20 protein-coding genes are annotated in these 18,601 nt (G+C 72.0%); 9 read left to right on the forward strand and 11 right to left on the reverse strand.

The window, feature by feature from the left end:
* Positions 1-90: 90 nt before the first annotated feature.
* Both groL and groES read right to left on the reverse strand, forming a co-directional pair.
* Entirely contained in the window at positions 91-1,731 is a 1,641-nt protein-coding gene (gene groL, locus QCZ28_RS25230) for a chaperonin GroEL (protein ID WP_279518977.1), read from the reverse strand.
* A 70-nt stretch (positions 1,732-1,801) separates the two neighbouring features.
* Positions 1,802-2,116 carry a co-chaperone GroES gene (gene groES, locus QCZ28_RS25235; RefSeq protein ID WP_030330046.1) on the reverse strand — a complete coding sequence of 105 codons (315 nt, stop codon included), beginning with the start codon at positions 2,114-2,116 and terminating at the stop codon, positions 1,802-1,804.
* A 259-nt stretch (positions 2,117-2,375) separates the two neighbouring features.
* Here groES and QCZ28_RS25240 point away from each other — a divergent pair, with 259 nt between their 5' ends.
* From QCZ28_RS25240 to QCZ28_RS25275, 8 genes are all read left to right on the forward strand, one after another.
* Positions 2,376-3,572 (forward strand): methyltransferase domain-containing protein, encoded by a 1,197-nt coding sequence (locus QCZ28_RS25240; RefSeq protein ID WP_279518978.1) that lies wholly within the window; start codon positions 2,376-2,378, stop codon positions 3,570-3,572.
* A gap of 10 nt (positions 3,573-3,582) precedes the next feature.
* Positions 3,583-4,062: a Cys-tRNA(Pro) deacylase gene (gene ybaK / locus QCZ28_RS25245; RefSeq protein WP_279518979.1), complete on the forward strand. Its 480-nt coding sequence runs from the start codon at positions 3,583-3,585 to the stop codon at positions 4,060-4,062.
* A 179-nt stretch (positions 4,063-4,241) separates the two neighbouring features.
* Positions 4,242-5,336, forward strand: coding sequence for a substrate-binding domain-containing protein (locus QCZ28_RS25250; protein ID WP_279518980.1), 1,095 nt, complete (start codon positions 4,242-4,244; stop codon positions 5,334-5,336).
* Between the two features lie 114 nt (positions 5,337-5,450).
* Complete coding sequence (locus QCZ28_RS25255; protein WP_030330038.1) at positions 5,451-6,269, forward strand: ATP-binding cassette domain-containing protein; 819 nt, start codon at positions 5,451-5,453, stop codon at positions 6,267-6,269.
* Positions 6,266-7,528: an ABC transporter permease gene (locus QCZ28_RS25260; RefSeq protein WP_279518981.1), complete on the forward strand. Its 1,263-nt coding sequence runs from the start codon at positions 6,266-6,268 to the stop codon at positions 7,526-7,528. Before QCZ28_RS25255 ends, QCZ28_RS25260 begins: the two co-directional genes overlap by 4 nt.
* Positions 7,529-7,550: 22 nt before the next feature.
* Complete coding sequence (locus QCZ28_RS25265) at positions 7,551-8,732, forward strand: ROK family protein (protein ID WP_210864726.1); 1,182 nt, start codon at positions 7,551-7,553, stop codon at positions 8,730-8,732.
* A 19-nt stretch (positions 8,733-8,751) separates the two neighbouring features.
* Positions 8,752-9,048 (forward strand): DUF1707 domain-containing protein, encoded by a 297-nt coding sequence (locus QCZ28_RS25270; RefSeq protein WP_210864727.1) that lies wholly within the window; start codon positions 8,752-8,754, stop codon positions 9,046-9,048.
* A gap of 124 nt (positions 9,049-9,172) precedes the next feature.
* Positions 9,173-9,913 (forward strand): DUF4142 domain-containing protein, encoded by a 741-nt coding sequence (locus QCZ28_RS25275; RefSeq protein ID WP_279518982.1) that lies wholly within the window; start codon positions 9,173-9,175, stop codon positions 9,911-9,913.
* Between the two features lie 32 nt (positions 9,914-9,945).
* On the opposite strand, the gene QCZ28_RS25280 is transcribed toward QCZ28_RS25275, so the two are convergent.
* The 4 genes from QCZ28_RS25280 to tsaB are packed head-to-tail and all read right to left on the reverse strand — an operon-like array spanning position 9,946 to position 12,410.
* Positions 9,946-10,200 carry a hypothetical protein gene (locus QCZ28_RS25280; protein ID WP_279519014.1) on the reverse strand — a complete coding sequence of 85 codons (255 nt, stop codon included), beginning with the start codon at positions 10,198-10,200 and terminating at the stop codon, positions 9,946-9,948.
* A gap of 14 nt (positions 10,201-10,214) precedes the next feature.
* On the reverse strand, positions 10,215-11,261 hold the full coding sequence (tsaD, locus tag QCZ28_RS25285) for a tRNA (adenosine(37)-N6)-threonylcarbamoyltransferase complex transferase subunit TsaD (RefSeq protein ID WP_030330026.1): 1,047 nt from the start codon (positions 11,259-11,261) through the stop codon (positions 10,215-10,217).
* Complete coding sequence (gene rimI / locus QCZ28_RS25290; protein ID WP_279518983.1) at positions 11,254-11,736, reverse strand: ribosomal protein S18-alanine N-acetyltransferase; 483 nt, start codon at positions 11,734-11,736, stop codon at positions 11,254-11,256. The genes tsaD and rimI overlap by 8 nt, the downstream gene beginning before the upstream one ends.
* A complete protein-coding gene (gene tsaB / locus QCZ28_RS25295) occupies positions 11,733-12,410 on the reverse strand; it encodes a tRNA (adenosine(37)-N6)-threonylcarbamoyltransferase complex dimerization subunit type 1 TsaB (protein ID WP_279518984.1) in 678 nt (225 codons plus the stop codon). Before tsaB ends, rimI begins: the two co-directional genes overlap by 4 nt.
* Positions 12,411-12,823: 413 nt before the next feature.
* On the opposite strand from tsaB, the gene QCZ28_RS25300 reads away from it, so the two are divergent.
* Positions 12,824-13,528: a helix-turn-helix transcriptional regulator gene (locus QCZ28_RS25300; RefSeq protein WP_279518985.1), complete on the forward strand. Its 705-nt coding sequence runs from the start codon at positions 12,824-12,826 to the stop codon at positions 13,526-13,528.
* 33 nt (positions 13,529-13,561) lie between these two features.
* Here the strand turns inward: QCZ28_RS25300 and ung are convergent, their stop codons facing one another.
* The 5 genes from ung to QCZ28_RS25325 form a co-directional block, all read right to left on the reverse strand.
* Positions 13,562-14,263: a uracil-DNA glycosylase gene (gene ung, locus QCZ28_RS25305; RefSeq protein WP_030330021.1), complete on the reverse strand. Its 702-nt coding sequence runs from the start codon at positions 14,261-14,263 to the stop codon at positions 13,562-13,564.
* Positions 14,264-14,329: 66 nt separating this feature from the next.
* The gene (tsaE, locus tag QCZ28_RS25310) at positions 14,330-14,812 is read right to left on the reverse strand and encodes a tRNA (adenosine(37)-N6)-threonylcarbamoyltransferase complex ATPase subunit type 1 TsaE (protein ID WP_030330020.1); all 483 of its coding nucleotides are present in this window, start codon (positions 14,810-14,812) and stop codon (positions 14,330-14,332) included.
* A complete protein-coding gene (locus QCZ28_RS25315) occupies positions 14,809-15,912 on the reverse strand; it encodes an alpha/beta hydrolase (protein WP_030330019.1) in 1,104 nt (367 codons plus the stop codon). The genes tsaE and QCZ28_RS25315 overlap by 4 nt, the downstream gene beginning before the upstream one ends.
* Positions 15,909-17,027 carry an alanine racemase gene (gene alr / locus QCZ28_RS25320; protein ID WP_279518986.1) on the reverse strand — a complete coding sequence of 373 codons (1,119 nt, stop codon included), beginning with the start codon at positions 17,025-17,027 and terminating at the stop codon, positions 15,909-15,911. The genes QCZ28_RS25315 and alr overlap by 4 nt, the downstream gene beginning before the upstream one ends.
* 89 nt (positions 17,028-17,116) lie before the next feature.
* Complete coding sequence (locus tag QCZ28_RS25325) at positions 17,117-18,586, reverse strand: NAD(P)H-hydrate dehydratase (protein WP_279518987.1); 1,470 nt, start codon at positions 18,584-18,586, stop codon at positions 17,117-17,119.
* Positions 18,587-18,601: the final 15 nt, after the last annotated feature.

Genomic DNA, 18,601 nt, shown 5'->3' on the forward strand with positions numbered 1-18,601 from the left:
AGCGTTCGGTAATGACCTGCCGGCCGGCGGAAACGGGCCGGGGCGCACCGCCGTACGGCGGTGCGCCCCGGAACGGGTGTCGCTACCGGATCAGAAGCCCGGGCCGTGCTGGTGGCCGTGACCGTGGCCGTGCCCGCCGGCGGCGGCCGGTTCGGCCTGTTCCGGCTTGTCGACCACGAGGCTCTCCGTGGTGAGCAGCAGACCGGCGATCGAGGCGGCGTTGGTGACCGCGTTGCGGGTCACCTTCACCGGGTCGATGATGCCGGCCTTGACCAGGTCGACGTACTCGCCCTTGGCGGCGTCGAGGCCGTTGCCCCAGCTGAGGTCGGCGACCTTCTGCGTCACGACGTAGCCGTCGTGACCGGCGTTCTGGGCGATCCAGCGCAGCGGCTCGACGAGCGCCTTGCGCACGACCGAGACGCCGACCTTCTCGTCACCGGTGAAGCCCAGGTCGTCGTCGAGCACCGAGAGGATCTGCACCAGGGCGGCACCGCCGCCGGGCACAGTGCCCTCCTCGACCGCTGCCTTGGTCGCCGCGATGGCGTCCTCGATGCGGTGCTTGCGCTCCTTCATCTCGACCTCGGTCGCCGCGCCGGCCTTGATGACGGCGATGCCACCGGAGAGCTTCGCCAGCCGCTCGGCCAGCTTCTCCCGGTCCCACTCGGAGTCGGAGGCCTCGATCTCCTTGCGGATCTGGGACACCCGGTCGGCGACGTCGGCCTTCTGGCCACCGCCGTCGACGATCGTGGTGTTCTCCTTGTCGACCACGACGCGCCGGGCGGTGCCGAGCACCTCCAGGCCGACCTGGTCGAGCTTGTAGCCCAGCTCCGAGGCGACCAGCTCGGCGCCCGTGGAGATCGCGATGTCCTGGAGCATCGCCTTGCGCCGGTCACCGAAGCCCGGGGCCTTGACCGCGCAGACCTTGAGGGTCTTGCGCAGCGAGTTGACCACCAGGGTGGAGAGCGCCTGGCCGTCCACGTCCTCGGCGATGATCAGCAGGGGCTTGCTGTTCTGCAGGACCTTCTCCAGCAGCGGCAGCAGCTCCTCGATCGCCGAGATCTTCTGGGTGGTGACCAGGATGTACGCGTCCTCGAGGACGGACTCCTGGCTCTCCAGGTCGGTGACGAAGTTCGGCGAGATGAAGCCCTTGTCGAACTGGAGACCCTCGGTCACGTCCAGTTCGGTGGTGAGCATCGAGCCTTCCTCGACGGTGATGACACCGTCGCGGCCGACGCGCTCCATCGCCTCGGCGATCAGATCGCCGATCGTGGAGTCCTGCGCGGAGATCGTCGCCACGTTCGCGATCGAATCCTTGCTGGTGACCTCGGCGGCCTTGCCGAGCAGCGCCTCGGAGACCTTGGTGGCCGCCGCGTCGATGCCCCGCTTGAGGCCGGCCGGGTTGGTCCCGGCGGTCACGTTGCGCAGACCCTCGCGGACCATGGCCTGGGCCAGCACGGTCGCGGTGGTGGTCCCGTCGCCGGCGACGTCGTTGGTCTTGGTCGCCACCTCCTTGACCAGCTGCGCGCCAAGGTTCTCGTACGGGTTGGTGAGCTCGATCTCCTTGGCGATGGTCACACCATCGTTGGTGATCGTCGGCGCACCGAATTTCTTGTCCAGGACGACGTTGCGCCCGCGCGGGCCGAGGGTGACCTTGACCGCGTCCGCGAGGGCGTTGACACCGTGCTCCAGCAGGTGCCGGGCGTCGTCCGAGAAGCTCAGGATCTTCGCCATGAATGTCCCTTCGAAGCGCCATTGCCCCGGCCCGGCGAGCCGGACCGGGGCAGTGGCACTGATCGGTTGCTTACTTCTCGATGACCGCGAGGACGTCGCGGGCGGAGAGCACCAGGTACTCCTCGCCGGCGTACTTGACCTCGGTGCCGCCGTACTTCGAGTAGAGGACGGTGTCGCCGACCTGCACGTCAACCGGAACCCGGTTGCCGTTGTCGTCGACGCGCCCCGGGCCCACAGCGAGGACGGTGCCCTCCTGCGGCTTCTCCTTGGCGGTGTCGGGGATCACGATGCCCGACGCCGTGGTGGTCTCAGCCTCGTTCGCCTGGACCACGATGCGGTCCTCGAGCGGCTTGATCGCAACCTTGGTCGCGGTAGTCACGGGCATACCCTCCTGGGGTACTGGTTTCGTTGCTGACCAGCGGGGCTGGCCAGCGTCAATCTGCCTCATGCCACCGGGCGGTGCCGTCGTCGCGGGTGCCGGTCCGCCTGGCGTGCGCACCCGGGTCGCGAGACCCGGAAGCTGGCACCCTCAGGGTGAGAGTGCTAATCGCAGGTTATTCCGTGGCTAGCACTCCGTCAAGGAGAGTGCCAGCGCGTCGCGCCCCGCCAGCCAGGATTTCCGGCTCGGCCGGGACAATGACCGGGTGGATCTCGATCAGCTGGCGGCGCTGCGTACCCCTGAGGGGTCGGCCGCGCTCACCGCGGCGGCCGGGCTGGCCGGCGGTGACCCGCTGGCCGCGGCCTCGGCGCTGCGCGCGGCCGGGGTGCCGCCCACGCTGGCCGCGGCGGCCCTCACCCAGGCCGAGCTGCGCCACCGGGCGGTCGGCAAGTTCGGCCCGGCCGCCGCTGGGATGTTCCTCACCCGCCCCGGCCTGGAGCAGGCCACCCGCCGGGTGGTCGCAGACCGTCGGGCCGCCCGGCTGTCCGCAGCCGGCGTGCGCACCCTGGCCGACCTCGGCTGCGGGCTGGGGGCCGACGCACTGGCCGCCGCCCGTGCCGGCATCCGGGTGTACGGGGTGGAGGCCGACCCGGTGACCGCCGCCATGGCCGCCGCCAACGCCACGGCGGCCGGCCTGGCCGAGCTGTTCACCGTCGAGTGCGGCGACGCGACCGGGTTCGACGTGTCCCGGGTCGACGGCGTCTTCTGCGACCCGGCCCGCCGCACGAGCGGCACCGGGCGGCGGATCTTCGACCCGCGCGCCTACTCGCCGCCGTGGGACTTCGTGACCGGGCTGGCCGAGCGGGTGCCGCGCACTGTGGTGAAGGTGGCGCCGGGCCTGGACCACGCGCTCATCCCGGCCGGGGCGGAGGCCGAGTGGGTCGGCGTCGACGGTGACCTGGTCGAGGCGGCGCTCTGGTGCGGCGAGCTGGCGGAGGTGCCCCGCCGGGCCACCCTCTACCGGCAGCGGGGCAGCGAGGTCCACCGTGACCAGCTCACCGGCTCGGGTGCCGCCGAGGCGCCGGTCGGGCCGGTACGCCGCTACCTGTACGACCCGGAGCCGGCGGTGGTACGCGCGCACCTCATCGCCGAACTGGCCGCCGAACTGGACGCCACCCTGGCCGACCCGAGCATCGCCTACCTGTACGCCGAACAGCCGACCCGCACCCCGTACGCGCGCTGTCTGGAGATCACCGACGTGTTGCCGTTCTCGCTCAAGCGCCTGCGGGCGCTGCTGCGGGACCGCCGGGTGGGCCGTGTGGAGATCCTCAAGCGGGGTTCGGCGCTCGTCCCGGAGCAACTCCGCAAGGACCTGCGGCTGGCCGGGGACGAGGCGGCGAGTCTGGTGCTCACCCGGGTCGACGGCGCACCGACGGTGCTCATCGGCCGGCCGGTCCACTAACGTCGTCGCCGTGGTGGGACAGGGCACGCCGGCGACGGCACTGTTGGTCAAGCGTGGGATCGCGCATCGCACCCATCCGTACCGGGTGTCGCCGGACGCCCCGAACTACGGCGCGCTGGTGGCGGTGGCGCTCGGCGTGGCGCCGGAGCGGGTGTTCAAGTCGCTGGTGACCGCCGTCGACGGGGCGCTCACCGTGGCGGTCGTGCCGGTGACCGGGGAGCTGGATCTCAAGGCGCTCGCGGCGGCGGTCGGCGGCAAGCGGGCGGTGCTGGCGGATCGGGCGGTCGCCGAGCGGGCAACCGGCTACGTACGCGGTGGGATCAGCCCGCTGGGGCAGCGCCGGCGGTTGCCCACGGTGCTGGACGAGTCGGCGCTGCAACTGCCGACGATCTACGTCTCGGCTGGTCGGCGCGGACTGCAACTGGAACTGGCAGCGGCGGATCTGGTGGCGCTGACCGACGCCCGTACCGCAGTGTTGCAGAGCAGCTGACGACAGTCGTTACGTCGCCCTCCGCGCGGGATACCCGCGGAGTAACAGTCGCGTTGCTGAATTGTTATCGCCCCCAACAAACTAGGCACCTGCGCGGTCTTGTGGAGCCGGTGTGACGCGAAATACGTTGCCGGACACAACAAAACAACACCTCCCCCACCTCCGAAAGGACCCTGCACATGCGTAAGGGGATCCTCACCATCGCCGCCGTGGGCCTGCTCACGACCGGCGGCTTGACCGCTTGCAGCGACGACTCCGGCGGCGACGGCGCCGCCGCCGCCAAGACCCCCAAGATCGGCGTGATCCTCCCGGACAGCAAGTCCTCGGCCCGCTGGGAGACCGCGGACCGTCGGTTCCTGGAGGAGGCGTTCAAGGCCGCCGGCGTCCAGTACGACATCCAGAACGCCCAGAACGACAAGACGGCCTTCCAGACCATCGCCGACCAGATGATCACCAGTGGCGTCACCGCCCTGATGATCGTCAACCTGGACTCCGGCACCGGCAAGGCCGTGCTGGACAAGGCCAAGTCGCAGGGCGTCGCCACCATCGACTACGACCGGCTCACCCTGGGCGGCTCCGCCCAGTACTACGTCAGCTTCGACAACGAGACCGTCGGCAAGCTCCAGGGCGAGGGCCTGTCGAAGTGCCTGACCGACAAGGGCGTCAAGAACCCCGTCGTGGCGTACCTGAACGGCTCCCCCACCGACAACAACGCCACCCTGTTCAAGGCCGGCTACGACTCGGTGCTCAAGCCGAAGTTCGACTCCAAGGAGTACGTCAAGGGCCCCGAGGACGCGGTGCCGGCGTGGGACAACGCGCAGGCCGCGACGATCTTCGAGCAGCAGCTCACCAAGGCCAACGGCAAGATCGACGGCGTGCTGGCCGCCAACGACGGTCTCGGCAACGCGGCCATCTCGATCCTCAAGAAGAACAAGCTCAACGGCAAGGTGCCGGTGACCGGGCAGGACGCCAGCACCGAGGGCCTGCAGAACATCCTCGTCGGTGACCAGTGCATGACCGTCTACAAGGCGGTTCGGGAAGAGGCCAAGGCCGCTTCCGACCTGGCCATCGCGCTCGCCAAGGGCGAGAAGAAGGACACCGGCCAGACGGTGAAGGACCCGGAGGGTGGCCGCGACGTCCCGTCGGTGCTGCTCACCCCGAAGGCCATCTACAAGGAGAACGTCAAGGACGTCATCGCCGACGGCTACGTGACCAAGGAAGAGGTCTGCGCCGGGGCGTACGCCAAGCTCTGCGCCGACGCCGGCATCAGCTGACCGACGCCGCAGTACCCGCCGGGACGACCATCGCCGCCCGGCACGGGAGCACCCTCCCGTGCCGGGCGGCGCCCGCCGGACGGGCCCCGACCCTCCCTTAAGAAGGAGACCCCCGTGTCCGCGACTCCCCTGCTGGAACTCCGCGGGATCGACAAGAGCTTCGGTCCCGTCCAGGTGCTCCGCGACGTCGCCCTGACCGTCCACCCGGGCGAAGTGACCGCACTGGTCGGCGACAACGGCGCCGGCAAGTCGACCCTGGTGAAGTGCATCAGCGGCATCCACCCCATCGACGCCGGAGAGTTCCTGTTCAACGGTGAACCGGTACACATCGGCAGCCCCCGCGACGCCGCCACGCTCGGCATCGAGGTCGTCTACCAGGACCTCGCGCTCTGCGACAACCTGGACATCGTGCAGAACATGTTCCTCGGCCGGGAGAAGCGCAGCGGCATCGTCCTGGACGAGCCGACCATGGAACAGCTCGCCGCCGAAACGCTGGCGGGGCTCTCCATCCGCACCGTCACCTCACTTCGCCAGCACGTCTCCAGCCTGTCCGGCGGTCAGCGCCAGACCGTGGCCATCGCCAAGGCGGTGCTCTGGAACAGCAAGCTGGTCATCCTGGACGAGCCCACCGCGGCGCTCGGCGTGGCACAGACCGCCCAGGTGCTCGAACTGGTCCGCCGCCTCGCCGACAACGGCCTGGCCGTGGTGCTCATCTCGCACAACATGAACGACGTCTTCGCCGTCTCCGACCGGATCGCCGCGCTGTACCTCGGCCAGATGGTCGCCCAGGTGAAGACCACCGACATCACCCACGCCCAGGTGGTCGAGCTGATCACCGCCGGGCGCTCGGGCGGGCTCGGCCTCGCCACCGACCCGGGCAGCAACGGCGACGGCCCGCAGCCGGCCGACTCGATCTCAGGAGGCGTCCGATGACCACCACCGCCGTGCGGAAGGACGGCCCCGCCGCCGTCACACCCCCGCCGACCGTCGGGGGCCACGTCCGCAACTACCTGAGTCGGGTACGCGGTGGCGACGTCGGCGCGCTGCCGGCCGTGCTCGGCCTGATCGTGCTCTGCACCGTCTTCGCCATCATGCGGCCGTCGTCGTTCCTGTCGGCCGGCAACTTCGCCAACCTCTTCACCCAGGGCGCGGCGGTCACGCTGATCGCGATGGGTCTGGTCTTCGTGCTGCTGCTCGGCGAGATCGACCTCTCCGCCGGCTTCGCCAGCGGGGTCTGCGCGGCGGTGCTGGCCAATGTGGTCACCGTGCTCGGCTACCCCTGGTGGGTCGCCGTGCTCGCCGCGATCGCCACCGGCGTGCTCATCGGCACCACGCTCGGCATGCTGGTCGCGAAGATCGGCATTCCGTCCTTCGTGGTCACCCTCGCCGGGTTCCTCGCCTTCCAGGGCGTCGTGCTGCTGCTCGTCAAGGAGGGCACCAACATCTCCGTCCGCGACGAGGTGCTGGTCGCCATCGCCAACCGCAACCTCGCCCCCACAGTGGGCTGGGCGCTGACCGCCGTCGCGGTCGTCGGCTACGCGGCGGTGCAACTGCTGCGTCACCGCACCCGGGTGGCCCGCGGTCTGATCACCGACCCGATCGCGGTGGTGGCGCTGCGGATCGGCGGGCTCGCCGTCATCCTCGGCACCGCCGTGTACGTGCTCAACCTGGAGCGCAGCCGCAACGTCCTGATCAGCTCACTCAAGGGCGTGCCGATCGTGGTGCCGGTCATCGCGGTGCTGCTGGTCATCGGGACCTTCGTGCTGCAACGCACCAGCTACGGCCGGCACATCTACGCCGTGGGCGGCAACCGGGAAGCCGCCCGGCGGGCCGGCATCGAGGTCGACCGGATCCGGATCTCGGTCTTCATGATCTGCTCGTCGATGGCCGCCATCGGTGGCATCGTGGCGGCCAGCCGGGCCAACTCGGTCGACCCGAACACCGGGGGCAGTAACGTACTGCTCTACGCGGTCGGCGCGGCGGTGATCGGCGGCACCAGCCTCTTCGGTGGCAAGGGCCGCGTCCTCGACGCCGTGCTCGGCGGCGCGGTCGTCGCGGTCATCGAAAACGGAATGGGCCTGATGGGGTACAGCGCGGGAGTCAAGTACGTGGTCACCGGCGTCGTGCTGCTGCTCGCCGCCAGCGTCGACGCGCTCTCCCGCCGCCGCGCGGCAGCCACCGGCACCCGCTGACCGCGCGGGAGGTAGCACCAGCATGCGCCCAGGACCAAGCCAGGATGACGTCCGACGGCAGAACCTCGGTGCCCTGCTGCGGCACGTGCACGTCCACGGGGCGACCACACGCGCCGAACTGACCACCACACTGGGCCTCAACCGCAGCACCATCGGCGCGCTCACCGCCGACCTGTCCGCAGTGGGGCTGGTCAGCGAAGGGGCACCGAAGGAGACCGGCCGGGCCGGACGACCGTCACTTGTCGTCCGGCCCGAGTCGGCCCGGGTCTACGCGTACGCGTACTCGGTGGAGGTGGACCGCCTGCGCGCGGCCCGGATCGGGCTGGGCGGCGCGGTCCTGGACCGCCGGGATCTGGACCGGCCACGCGGCCTGCTGGCTGCGGAGGCCGCGCCGCTGCTGGCCGGCGCGGTCAAGGAGATGCAGCAGACGGTTCCGGCCGACGCGATCTGCGTCGGTGCCGGCGTCGCGGTGTGCGGCATGGTCCGCCGGGACGACGGTCTGGTCCGGCTCGGCCCCACCACCGGTTGGGTGGACGAGCCGATCGGCGCGGCCCTCGCCGACGAGTTGGGCATCGCCGTGCCGATCACCGTGGGCAACGTCGCCGACGTCGCCGCGTTCGCCGAGCACGCCCGGGGTGTGGCGGCGGGCTGCGACAACGTCCTCTACCTGTACGGCGACGTCGGCGTGGGGGCCGGCATCATCGCCGGTGGACGTCGGCTGACCGGCCACGGTGGATACGGCGGCGAGGTCGGCCACATGAAGGTGGTCCGCGACGGCAGGCAGTGTGAGTGCGGCTCCCGGGGCTGCTGGGAGACCGAGATCGGTGAGCACGGCCTCCTGCACGCCGCCGGACGCTCCGACGCCCGGGGCCGCGACGCACTGTTGGAGGTCTTCGACGCAGCCGACCGGGGAGACGCCCGGGCCCAGACGGCGGTCCGTCAGGCCGGTGACTGGCTCGGCTTCGGGGTGGCCAACCTGGTGAACATCTTCAACCCCGAGATGGTCATCTTCGGTGGGACCATGCGTGACCTCTACCTCGCGGCGGCGGCCCAGATCCGCAGTCGGCTCAACTCCAACGCGCTCGGCGCCTGCCTGGAACACGTCCGGCTGCGCACCCCGAAACTGGGCGCTGACGCACCCCTGATCGGCGCCGCCGAGTTGGCCTTCGAACGGCTCCTCGCGGACCCCCTCGACGTGGGCTGATCCGCGTACGCTGTCCGGCGTGGATGTCGAGCTGCGCGCCTCCGACGACGACCGCAACCGGGTGGTCGCCGCGCTGCACCAGCACACCGCGGCGGGCCGGCTGACCCTGGACGAGTTCTCCGAGCGGGCCGGTGCGGTGTGGACGGCGCGCACCCTCGGTGACCTGGCCGCGCTGACCCGCGACCTACCGGCCCTGCCGGACCCGGTCGTCGACGCCGACCCGGTCGGGCGCGGGCGTCAGGAGTTGCTGATGGTCTTCGCCGCCGCGGCGCTCACCCTGCTGCTGCTCGGCGGCCTGCTCGCCGTCACCCGCTGATCCGGGCCGCCCGACGGTGAACTGATCGCGCGATCAGTCCGTACCAGTGGGTGGACGGGCAACCGGCAGGTACGGCTGCCCGGTCCAGACGCGATCCGGTCCGGACCGAGGAGGCACCACAGACATGGCACCGCTCAGATCCGCCCATCGCCGACTGGGCAATCGGACCCACCGGGCGGCGTTGCTGCTCATCGCGATCATCGCGGGGGTCGGTGTCCTGCCGGGAGTGGCCGTCGCCGCGCCCGCCGGTGGTCAACAGCTCAACGCCGCCGACATGACACTGCTCAACGGGGTACGGCTGGCCGGACTGTGGGAGATGCCAGCCGGCCAGATGGCCGCCGAGAAGGGACAGTCCGCGAAGGTCCGGGAGATCGGCGCCGGCATCGCGAACGAGCACCAGAAGCTCGACGAACTCGTCGTGGAGGCGGCCAACAAACTCGGCGCGACCATCCCCTCCGAGCCGACGGCCGAGCAGAAGGGCTGGTTGGCGGAGATGCAGAAGGCGTCCGGCGCCCGCTTCGACCAGATCTTCGTCACCCGGCTCCGGGTCGCCCACGGCAAGATCTTTCCGGTGATCGGGGCGGTACGGGCCAGCACCCGGGACGCCACCGTCCGCAAGCTCTGCGAGGACGCCAACGAATTCGTCCAGCACCACATGCAGATGCTGGAGAGCACCGGCCTGGTCCGCTGGCCGGAGCTGCCGCCGGCCGCGCTGCCCGCCCCGGGTGAGGACGGGCTGCTGGCCGCCGCCTCCGCAAACACCGGCCCGCAGGTCGGGGTCAGCAGCACCGTCGTCTGGTTGGTCTTCCTCGCCGCGCTGGGCACTGGCGGAATCGCCACGTACCGGATGTTGCGCCGCAACTGACGGTCAGCGGTGGCAGCTGTTGGTGGCTCGCGTCAGCGGTCTACCTGGGTGAAGTCCCAGGAGTGCGGGGCGCGGGCCACCAACAGTGCGGGCGGGTCCGGCAGCGGGCGCGGGTTGCTGCGCCACTTGGAGATGACCACCACGCGGTGGTCGGTGGAGGAGAAAACCTCGCTGGAGACGTGGAGCGGGTCGTGCTCCACGTCGGGCAGGGCGGTGTCGCACACCCAGGTGATCAGGTCGGCGACGCCGTACGCCTCGGCGCGCGCCTCCCACATCCGCACGATCATGTCCGCCGCTCCCGTCACACGCTGACTGTGGTCAGCGGCAGCGCCGAATCGGCCGGCAGGTCCAGTCGGCTCGGCGCGACCCCGGCGGCGACCAGGTGCGAACCGAGCGCGGCCACCATCGCACCGTTGTCGGTGCACAGCTTCGGCCGGGGCACCCGGACCTGGATGCCGTACTTCTCGGCCCGCTGCTCGGCCATCGCCCGCAGGCGGGAGTTCGCCGCCACTCCCCCGCCGATGACCAGGGTCTCGATGCCCTGGGCGCGGCAGGCGGCGAGCGCCTTGCTGGTGAGGACGTCGCAGACCGCCTCCTGGAAGGACGCGGCCACGTCGGCCACCGGCACCGGCTCGCCGGCGCGCTGACGGGCCTCGACCCACCGGGCCACCGCCGTCTTCAGACCGGAGAACGAGAAGTCGTACCGGTGGGCGGCGAGGTCCTTGGCGGCGGTCAGGCCCCGAGGGAAGGCGATCGAGGCGGCGTCGCCGGCCCGGGCCTCCCGATCGATGGGCGGACCGCCCGGGAACGGCAACCCGAGCAGCCGGGCGACCTTGTCGAACGCCTCGCCGGCCGCGTCGTCGATGGTGGCGCCCAGTGGAGTGACGCCCCGGGCCAGGTCGTCGACGAGCAGGAGGGACGAGTGGCCGCCGGACACCAGCAGCGCGATGGCGGGCTCGGGCAGCGGGCCGTGCTCAAGGGTGTCCACCGCGACGTGGGCGGCGAGGTGGTTGACGCCGTAGACGGGCTTCTCGGCGGCGAGCGCGTACCCCTTGGCGGCGGCGACACCGACCAGCAGCGCGCCGGCCAGTCCCGGCCCGGAGGTGACGGCGATCGCGTCGATGTCGGCAAGCGTCACGCCGGCCTCGGTCAGCGCCCGGTCCATGGTCGGCACGATGGCCTCCAGGTGTGCCCGGCTGGCCACCTCCGGCACCACACCCCCGAACCGGGCGTGTTCCTCGACGCTGGAGGCGAGCGCGTCGGCCAGCAGGGTGTGTCCCCGCACGATGCCGACGCCGGTCTCGTCGCAGGAGGTCTCGATACCCAGGATCAGTGGTTCGTCAGCCATGGTCGCGTGGTCCGTCCCCGGTCAGCTCGGCGTCGCGCCGCATGACCAGCGCGTCGGTGTTGCTTGGTTGGTAGTAGCCGCGGCGCACCCCGACCGGCTCGAACCCGTACGTCGCGTAGAGCCGCTGTGCCGCGGCGTTGTCCACGGCGACCTCCAACAGGGCGCTGCGGGCGTCGCGCCGGGCCGCCTCGGCGAGCAACTCCTCCAGCAGGGCGCGGCCCACACCGCGCCGCTGGGCGTCCCGGCGGACGGCGATGTTCTGCACCCAGACCTCGTCCGGGGGTACACCGGCGAGCCCGGCGTACCCGAGCACCGAACCGTCCTGGTCGACGGCGACCCGGTAGTGGTGGCCGTTGGCGAGTTCGCTCCAGAACATGGCGGGCGACCACTGCTCGGCGCCGAAGAGGTCCGCCTCGATCGGCAGCACGTCGTCGATGTGCCACCAACGGAACGGTTCGAGCCGTACCGCCGTCATGGCAGGACCGGTTTGCGGCCGGTCGCCGCCACCGCGTCGGGGCGGCGCAGGTAGAGCGGGGTGAGCCGTTCGCTGGGCGCGCCCGCCCGGATCCGCTCGGCGGCGAGCAGCGCCAGCACCGTCGCATCCGGGTAGCGCGGCTCGACCCGGACGGGCAGGTCCAGGACCTCGGCGTACCGGTGCGCCCCGTCACCGACAGCGACCGTCGCGCCCAATTCGCGGGCGCGCGCGGCGGCGACCGCCGGTGCGGACACCTCAGGCCCGACGATCCGCTGACCGGCGCCGTCGTAGACGGCCCAGTAGAGCTCCTTGCGCCGGGCATCGCTGCCCGCCAGGACGGGCGCGCCGGACGCCGCCGGGTAGCCGATGGCGTCCAACGAACAGACACCGTACGTGGGGATGCCGAGCACCTGACCCATGGTCGCGGCGGTGACCAGCCCGACCCGCAGCCCGGTGAACGGTCCCGGGCCGAGCCCGGCGACGATGGCGGTCAGGTCACGCGGACGCGCGTCGGCGTCGGCGAGGACCGCGTCCACCTGGGGCGCGAGCAGCTCACCGTGCGCGCGGGCATCGACGGTGCACCGCTGCGCCCGCGACGCCACGCCGTCTGCCGAGACCTCCACCAGCGCCGCGGTGACCGCGGGCGTCGAGCTGTCCACCACGAGTACGAGCACGGTAAGCCAGCCTAGCCGCCCCGCCCCGCGCCCCGGTCACGCCCCGCCCCGCCCCCGCCACCACCCACTGTCACGCCCATCCGCCCGAGCCGCCCAGCCCGACCTGCCCGCAGCGCACAGCTCGGCCCGCTCGCGCCGCCTGACTTGCCGCCCGGCCCGAGCCGCCTGACCTGCCGCCCGGCCCGACCTGCTTGATCGGTCCGCTCGGCGAGGGCGACGGGTGACATTCCGGAGTAAGCGGTATACCTACGGGTCATCTTTATGACTCACAGGTATACCGCTCGTCAGGGAAAGGGCCCGGTCGCCGGGGGCAGGGCAGGTCGCCTTGGCCGCTGAAACGCGGCAGAGGCCGTCCAGTCGTCAATCCGCCTCAGCGGTTTCGGTCCGGGCTCGGCGTGATCCACCATCCCGGGATGCCATCCACGCGTCTCGCCGGCCTGCTCGGCACCGTCATCCGTGCGCAACGCCACTCGCGCGAGCTGAGCCAGGCCGAGCTGGCCGATGTGGCCGGAGTCAGCCAGGCCACGGTCGCCCGCATCGAAGGCGGCAATCGAGCGCCCAGCATCGCCGTATTGGAGCGGTTGCTTGCCGCGATGGACGTGCAGTTGGTGGTCGGGGTCGAGCCGTTGGACGCGCACCTCGACGCCCGGATCGACGACCTGGCCACGCGGCCGATCGCCGAGCGGATCGACGGGTTGGGGCTGGATCGGCTACTGGATCGACTCACCGACTTCCCGCAGGTGATCACCGGTTGCACCGCGGCGTTGCTACAGGGCGCGCCGGTGCCGGTCGACGCGCTGGAGATCGCCCTGCGCTGGCAGGACGCCAAACCGTTCACCCGCTGGCTGGAGGCGAACTACGGCCAGCGGTGGAACGCCCGCTGGGGTGAGTTCGGCGGAGTGTGGTTGGAGCCCGAGGAGCCGGGCGAACACCTGTGGTCGACCCGCTACGGGGAGATCAGGGCCACGATGTGCGACGAACTGCCCGAGACCATCGAGGTGCGCCACGGCGGGCGGAGCTACCAGGTGGTGCCACTTGTCGAGCTGGCGCTCAGCGAGCCACGCGCCGCCGAGTTGTTACGCCGCTACCGGGACCGGCGGTTGGCCAACGACAGCTGAGCCAACTGCCGGTCCCGCGCGCAGAGTGTCAGCTCAGCCGGCGGTGCGCTCCCAGTCGATGGTGGGTAGGCCGGCGTCGGCCAGCGCCTTGTTGGCGGCGCTGAACGGACGGCTGCCCAGGAAGCCACGCGGGTTCATCGGGCTGGGGTGGCCCGCCTCCAGCACCACGTGCTGCGGATTGGTGACCAGCGCGGCCTTCTTACGGGCGTAGCCACCCCAGAGCAGGAAGACCACCCGCTCCGGTGCCGCGTCCAGCGCGCGGATCGTCGCGTCGGTGAACTCTTCCCACCCGGCGTTGGCGTGCGAGCCAGGGGTGGCCTGCCGGACGGTCAGCACCGCGTTGAGCAGCAGCACACCCTGGGCGGCCCAACCGTTGAGGTTGCCGCCACGCGGCTTGGGAACACCCACGTCCTCACCCAACTCCTTGAAGACGTTGCGCAACGACGGCGGAACCGTCACCCCGTCGCGGACGCTGAAGCTCAACCCGTGTGCCTGCCCGGCCCGGTGGTAGGGATCCTGCCCCAGGATCAGCACCCGGGTGCCCTGCGGCGGGCAGAGCCGGTAGGCCGAGAACAGGTCCTCCAGCGGCGGGAAGACGGTCTGCGTCGCGTACTCCCGGGCGACGAACTCGCCCAGCGCGGCGGTGCGCGCCGGGTCGAGGTGCGGGGTGAGCACGGCACGCCACTGCTCCGGCAGCAGGGCCAGCAGATCCAGGGCGGGAGCGTCGTCGGGCATTCAGGAACCTCTCACAGCGCGGGTCGGACCCCCGCACTCTAGGCATCGGGTACGACAGCCGCCGAGCTAGCCCAGATCGGCGAGCCGCCGGGCCCAGTCGCCGCCGACCGGGTCCAGCTCCACGATGCGGGTGTCGTCGTCGCGGCGGTCGATGCGGACCCGTAGATGCGCGTCCACCAGCTGCTCCACCAGGCCCTCGCCCCACTCCACCACGGTCACCGAGTCGTCCACCGACGCGTCGAGGTCCAGGTCGTCGATCTCGGCGCGCGGATCGGTGGCGTCGCCCAACCGGTACGCGTCGGCGTGCACCAGCGCCACCCGACCGCCCCGGGCCGGATCGGGTCGGTGCACCCGGGCGATCACGAAGGTCGGCGACGTGATGTCCCCGAGGACACCGAGCCCGGCGCCGATGCCCTGGGTGAGCGCGGTCTTGCCGGCACCCAACGGGCCGGTCAGCAACACCAGGTCTCCGGCGCGCAGCAGCCCGGCCAGCCGTCGGCCGAAATCCCGGGTGTCCTCGACAGCCGGCAGCTTGACGACGTGACTCACCGTTCCTCCCCGCTCTGCAATGACTCCAAAAACCGCGCCAGGGCGGCGTTGACCTCGTCCGCGTGCTCCAACATCACCACGTGACCGCTGTCCTTGATCTTCACGAACTCGGCGTGCGGCAACCGGCGGACGATCTCCTCGGAGTGTGTCACCGGAGTGATCATGTCCTTGTCGCCGACCACCACCAGCACCGGAGTCGCCGCCAGCGCCGCCAGCGCCGGGAAGCGCGAGTGGGTCGCCAGGGTCCGCAGGTAGCGGGTCACCGTGTCGGCCGACGTCCGGGAGTTCATCGCCTCCACGTAGGACACCAGCGACGGGCTGGGTTTGCGGGTGCCGAAGCCGTACTTGCGGGTCAACAGCCAGGCCACGTTCGAGGTGGACTTGCGGGCCTTGTCGATCACCGGCCCGCCGTAGCGGGTGGCGTTGCTGACCATGTAGAGCACCGGGCCACCGACCCGGCCGAGCAGCGCGGGAGCTACCAGCTTGGTCTCCGCGATGAGCCCGCCCGACGTGGCCATCAGAACGGTGCCCACCACCCGGTCGCCGAACAGCTCCGGGAACAACTCGGCGAACGCCATGATGGTCATGCCGCCCATCGAGTGACCGACCAGCACCAGCGGCCCGTCCGGGGCGGTCCGGTCGATCACCTGGCGCAGCGTCCGGCCGAGCACCGTGAGGTCGTACTCCCCGGTCTCCAACCGGCCGGACCGGCCGTGACCGGGCTGGTCGTACGCCACGATCCGGTAGTCACCGCGGGCGGCGAGCATCTGACGCTGGAAGTGGAACGTGCCCATGTCCAGGCAGAAGCCGTGCACCAGCACCACCGTCGGGCGCCCCGGCACCGGCCGGGTCGGCTCGACCACCTCGACGTGGATGTCGGTGCCGTCCGGCAACTCCAGCCGGAACGCCTCGTCGTACCGCTGCTCGTCGAACGTCTCGTGCGCGTAGCGGTCGGCCGGGTCGGCCTTGAGCCGGCGGACCAGGGTCCGCTCGGTCGCCACCCCGGCCGCCAGCCCCGCCGCGGCCACCCCCACCGCCGCGCCGACGATCCCCGCGACCCGACCAGCGGCCGTCCGCGGACGCGGAATGCGATAACTCATGCTCTTTCGCCGTCGTAGACGCGGGGCACCCGCGTGCCGCCGAACCGGGTGACGATCTCGTAGTTGATCGTGCCGACCGCCTCGGCCCAGTCGTCAGCGGTCGGCTCTCCGTCGGCACCGCTGCCGAACAGCGTCGCCACGTCGCCGTCGGCCACCGGGTCGTCGCCGCAGTCGAGCACGAACTGGTCCATGCAGACCCGACCCGAGATCGTCCGGCGTACGCCGCCGAGCTGCACCGGGCCGGTGTTGGACGCGTGCCGGGGGACCCCGTCGGCGTACCCGAGCGGCACCACGGCCAGGTTCGCGTCGGCTTGCGTCGTGTAGGCGTGCCCGTAGGAGATGCCGGTGCCGGCGGGCACCCGCTTGGTGAGCATCACCCGGGCGCGGGCGCTCATCGCCGGCCGCAACCCGTACGTCTCGCCGGCCACCGGGGAGAGCCCGTAGATGGCCAGGCCCGGACGGACCAGGTCGAAGTGGGTGTCCGGGCGGGTGAGGGTGGCGGCCGAGTTGGCGAGGTGCCGCCAGCGCGGTCGCAGCCCGGCCCGCTCGACCATGGCCAGCCCCTCGTGGAAGACGGCCAGTTGGCGGTCGGTGGTGGGGTGGCCGGGCGAGTCCGCGTACACGAAGTGGCTCCACACGCCGACCACCTCGACCAGGCCGTCGGCCTGCGCCTTCGCGGCGGCGTCCAGCAGCGCGGGCCAGTCGGCGACTGTCGCGCCGCCCCGGGACAACCCCGTGTCGATCTTGAGGTGGAGGCGGGCGGGACGCCCGGCGAGGCGACTCGCCTCGATCATCTCGTCCAGTTGCCCCAGGCTGGCCGCGCCGAGGTCCACCCCGGCGCTGACCCCCTCGTGCAGCGGCAACCCGGGCGCGAGCAGCCAGGCCAGCACCGGCACTGTCACCCCGGCCCGGCGCAGGGTGAGCGCCTCGTCGAGGGTGCAGACGCCGAGCCAGTCGGCGCCGCCGTCGAGCGCCGCGCGGGCGGCCGGAAGCATGCCGTGGCCGTACCCGTCGGCCTTCACCACCGCCATCAGCTCGGCGGTGGTGCCGGCGCGGAGCCTGCCCACGTTCTCGCGGATGGCGTCAAGATCGACGCGTACCTCGGCCTGCCACATGTGCCCAGCCTACTTTCCGCCGTGATCACGGCGGGCGGCGACGCACGTCCCGGCGCGGCGATCCGCCCAGCGCGGCTGGAACGGTCCGTTCAGCCCAGCCGGGCCAGCACCGGACGCAACGCGCTGGCCACGTCGGGCGCGGTCACCGGCCCACCCCGGGCCGCCTCCCGCCCGGCGAGCCCGTGCAGGTACGCGGCCGCCGCCGCAGCCCGATCGGCGGGCACCCCGGCCGCCAGCAGCGAGCCGAGCAACCCGGCCAACACGTCGCCGGTGCCGCCGGTGGCCAACGCCGAAGTGCCGGTCGGGTTGACGTACGCCCGGCCGTCCGGCGTGCCGATCACCGTGCGGTCACCCTTGAGCAGCACCACCGCGTTCATCCAGGCGGCCAGCCGCAGCGCCGCGCCGACCCGGTCGGCACCGGGTTCCTCACCGCAGAGACGCGTGAACTCCCGATCGTGCGGGGTGACCACGATGGGTGCGTCCCGACCCCGCAGCCGGTCGGCGAGTGAGCCGTCCACCAGCAGGGTCAGCGCGTCGGCGTCGAGCACCACCGGCACCGGGGCGGCCAGCACGGCACGCAGCTCGGCCGCCGCGTCGGCACCGGTGCCCAGCCCGGAGCCGCACACCCAGGCCTGCACCCGGCCCGCGTCGGCGACCCGCTCACTGGCGATCACCGAGGGGTGCTGGTGCAGCACCTCGGCGCGGGCGCTGCCGGCGTAGCGGACCAGCCCGGTCGGCCCGGCCAGCGCGCCGCCCACGGAGAGCACCGCCGCGCCGGGGTAGGTCGCCGAGCCGGTCGCGACGCCCACCACGCCCCGGGTGTACTTCTCCGACGCGGGGCCCAGCTCGGGCCACCAGTCGACCAGGTCGGACCACTCGGTGACCCGCAGCGCCGGGGTGCCGCGCAGCCACGGCCGCAGCCCGATGTCGACCAGCTCGACCTGCCCGGCCAGGGCGGCGGCCGGCCCGACCACCAGGGCGGGTTTCAGCGCGCCGAAGGCCACCGTCACGTCGGCGCGCACCGCTGTGGGCCGGCCGGACGCGGACAGCGGTACGTGGCCGGTGTCGACAGCGACGCCGCTGGGCACGTCGACCGCGAGCACCGTGGACCGTTCCCCGTCGCGTCCGCGCAGTTCGTCGAGGCGCTGGACGATCTCGTCCGCGTTCGCCCGCAGCCCACCGGTGCCACCGATGCCGACGATGCCGTCGAGGACCAGGTCGACCGGGCCGGCCGGACCCGGCACCACCCGTCCGCCGGCGGCGCGCAGCGCGGCCAGGCCGGCGGCGTGCGCCCGCCCGGGGGTGACCAGCATCGCGGACACCTGCACACCCCGGCGGGCCAACCGCTCCCCCGCGTACAGCGCGTCGCCGCCGTTGTCACCGGAGCCGACCAGCAGCAGCACCCGGCCGCCGTAGACCCCGCCCCGCTCGGCGAGCACGAGCGCCGCCCGGCGGGCCAGGCCGGCGGCGGCCCGCTGCATCAGCGTCCCCTCCGGCAGGGTGCCCATCAGCCCCGCCTCGGCCGCCCGTACGTCGGCGACCCGCCATACCGCTCTCATGCCACCGTGTCCCAT

The sequence above is a fragment of the Micromonospora sp. DH14 genome (assembly GCF_029809455.1).
GTDB lineage: Bacteria > Actinomycetota > Actinomycetes > Mycobacteriales > Micromonosporaceae > Micromonospora > Micromonospora parva.

Bases quoted from the DNA above. Each gene is read 5' to 3' on its own strand.
- groL (WP_279518977.1), bottom strand. From the start codon at position 1,731: ATGGCGAAGATCCTGAGCTTCTCGGACGACGCCCGGCACCTGCTGGAG.
- groES (WP_030330046.1), bottom strand. From the start codon at position 2,116: ATGCCCGTGACTACCGCGACCAAGGTTGCGATCAAGCCGCTCGAGGAC.
- QCZ28_RS25250 (WP_279518980.1), top strand. From the start codon at position 4,242: ATGCGTAAGGGGATCCTCACCATCGCCGCCGTGGGCCTGCTCACGACC.
- QCZ28_RS25260 (WP_279518981.1), top strand. From the start codon at position 6,266: ATGACCACCACCGCCGTGCGGAAGGACGGCCCCGCCGCCGTCACACCC.
- QCZ28_RS25265 (WP_210864726.1), top strand. From the start codon at position 7,551: ATGCGCCCAGGACCAAGCCAGGATGACGTCCGACGGCAGAACCTCGGT.
- QCZ28_RS25275 (WP_279518982.1), top strand. From the start codon at position 9,173: ATGGCACCGCTCAGATCCGCCCATCGCCGACTGGGCAATCGGACCCAC.
- QCZ28_RS25280 (WP_279519014.1), bottom strand. From the start codon at position 10,200: ATGATCGTGCGGATGTGGGAGGCGCGCGCCGAGGCGTACGGCGTCGCC.
- tsaD (WP_030330026.1), bottom strand. From the start codon at position 11,261: ATGGCTGACGAACCACTGATCCTGGGTATCGAGACCTCCTGCGACGAG.
- rimI (WP_279518983.1), bottom strand. From the start codon at position 11,736: ATGACGGCGGTACGGCTCGAACCGTTCCGTTGGTGGCACATCGACGAC.
- QCZ28_RS25300 (WP_279518985.1), top strand. From the start codon at position 12,824: ATGCCATCCACGCGTCTCGCCGGCCTGCTCGGCACCGTCATCCGTGCG.
- ung (WP_030330021.1), bottom strand. From the start codon at position 14,263: ATGCCCGACGACGCTCCCGCCCTGGATCTGCTGGCCCTGCTGCCGGAG.
- QCZ28_RS25315 (WP_030330019.1), bottom strand. From the start codon at position 15,912: ATGAGTTATCGCATTCCGCGTCCGCGGACGGCCGCTGGTCGGGTCGCG.
- alr (WP_279518986.1), bottom strand. From the start codon at position 17,027: ATGTGGCAGGCCGAGGTACGCGTCGATCTTGACGCCATCCGCGAGAAC.
- QCZ28_RS25325 (WP_279518987.1), bottom strand. From the start codon at position 18,586: ATGAGAGCGGTATGGCGGGTCGCCGACGTACGGGCGGCCGAGGCGGGG.